Here is a 1,622-nt window from a genome sequence, read left to right on the forward strand (position 1 = left end):
TTGCGTCCCAGACGCGAGCTTTGAGCGGTGCTTTCTGTCGTTTCAGATTTCTTCTCCCCACAATAAAACCACCCTGCCTAGCCCCCCTTAATAAGGGGGGGACAAGAGCGCCCATTATATAAATTTTTTTCTAAAAATAACTTGACATCCCCCTCACTCTATGCTACCTTTTCAAATAGTATTGTGTTTAATCCACAAATCGCAGCACTTCACCTATGTTCACAGCCAACAGCTATTTTTATTTTTGGCATCCCCAAGTTCGCCCGGAGTGAATTTACAATTCAATGTGAACATCCGGGCGAACCGCAGATTAACACCTGCGATTTTGTTTTTTCTACCTCTTTTCCCAACAATCAATCGAGCACAAGCGAAAACAGCAATGACATTATTCAGTAACTGGTATCACGGCTTTTATTTTTGGCCCCACAGGAGTTCTGGGTAAATTGTCGCGCTGTCTTTTCGCACCAACCCGGAACTCTTAAAAGTTCCGGGTTTTTTGTTGTCAACCACCCACTTAAATTTCCAGGAAAATTCCCCCATGTTAGAAGCCAAACTCGTCACTAAATCTCATCCAGAACACCAGACAATTGTTCAACTCTCAGAAACAGTCTCAGTCGGCGGCACAGAATTGTTAATAATCGGCGGCCCCTGTACCGTAGAAAGTTCAGAACAAATGGAAACAGTCGCCAGCAAACTCTCGGCCGCACCGGTACAAGCTTTGCGGGGGGGAGTATACAAACCCCGCACTTCTCCCTATGCTTTCCAAGGGATGGGAATTGAGGGACTCGAAATCTTAGCCGATGTCAGCCGGCGTTACGGTTTACCCGTGGTGACAGAGGTAATGTCGATCGCCCAAATCGAGCCAGTTGTCACAAGAGCTGATATGCTGCAAGTAGGCAGCCGCAATATGCAAAACTTCGAGTTATTAAAGGCGATCGGTCAAGCCGGAAAACCCGTTTTGCTAAAACGCGGTTTGTCAGCCACAATCGAAGAATTTGTGATGGCCGCAGAATACATTGTCAGCCACGGAAACCCTGACGTAGTTATGTGCGAAAGAGGCATCCGCAGCTTCGACAATTACACCAGAAACGTATTAGATTTAGGTGCAGTAGTAGCGCTGAAACAGTTAACTCATTTGCCAGTAATTGTAGACCCTTCTCACGCAGTCGGCAAGCGAGAATTAGTCGCACCTCTAGCTAAAGCAGCGATTGCTTGCGGTGCAGACGGATTAATTGTTGAGTGTCACCCACAACCCGAAAAATCCGTTTCTGACGCGCGACAAGCTCTTTCTTTGCCTGATATGGTAGATTTAGTTGTTAGTTTGCGCCCTGTAGCGGCGGCCGTCGGGCGGTGCGTTGCTGATATTAGTTTGCATTCACAAGCATCAAGTAAATCCCAGAGTCCGACAGGGTTAAAAACCCCTGTCTCATAGCGAAAGTCGTCTAAAAGAAAACTCAAATCTCTAACTTTTAATGTCAGACTCTACAGTCGGTTTTAACTGAGATGTTGCACCATTCTCAAGAACGGGCAAGATGCCCGTTCCACAAGAGATAAATTTACTTGTGGAACAGGCATCTTGCCTGTTCATAAAGAGATAAATTTACTTGTGGAACAGGCATCTT

Annotated in this window: 1 protein-coding gene; it reads left to right on the forward strand. The window is 46.0% G+C overall.

Features of this window, described 5'->3' with window-relative positions; translation table 11 throughout:
* The first annotated feature begins 499 nt into the window (after nucleotides 1–499).
* Nucleotides 500–1,432 (forward strand): 3-deoxy-7-phosphoheptulonate synthase, encoded by a 933-nt coding sequence (gene aroF, locus QUB70_RS32440; RefSeq protein ID WP_332985912.1) that lies wholly within the window; start codon nucleotides 500–502, stop codon nucleotides 1,430–1,432.
* The last annotated feature ends 190 nt before the right edge of the window (nucleotides 1,433–1,622 follow it).

Origin of the sequence: Microcoleus sp. A003_D6, assembly GCF_036702825.1 — a bacterium.
Taxonomy (GTDB): Bacteria; Cyanobacteriota; Cyanobacteriia; order Cyanobacteriales; family Microcoleaceae; genus Microcoleus.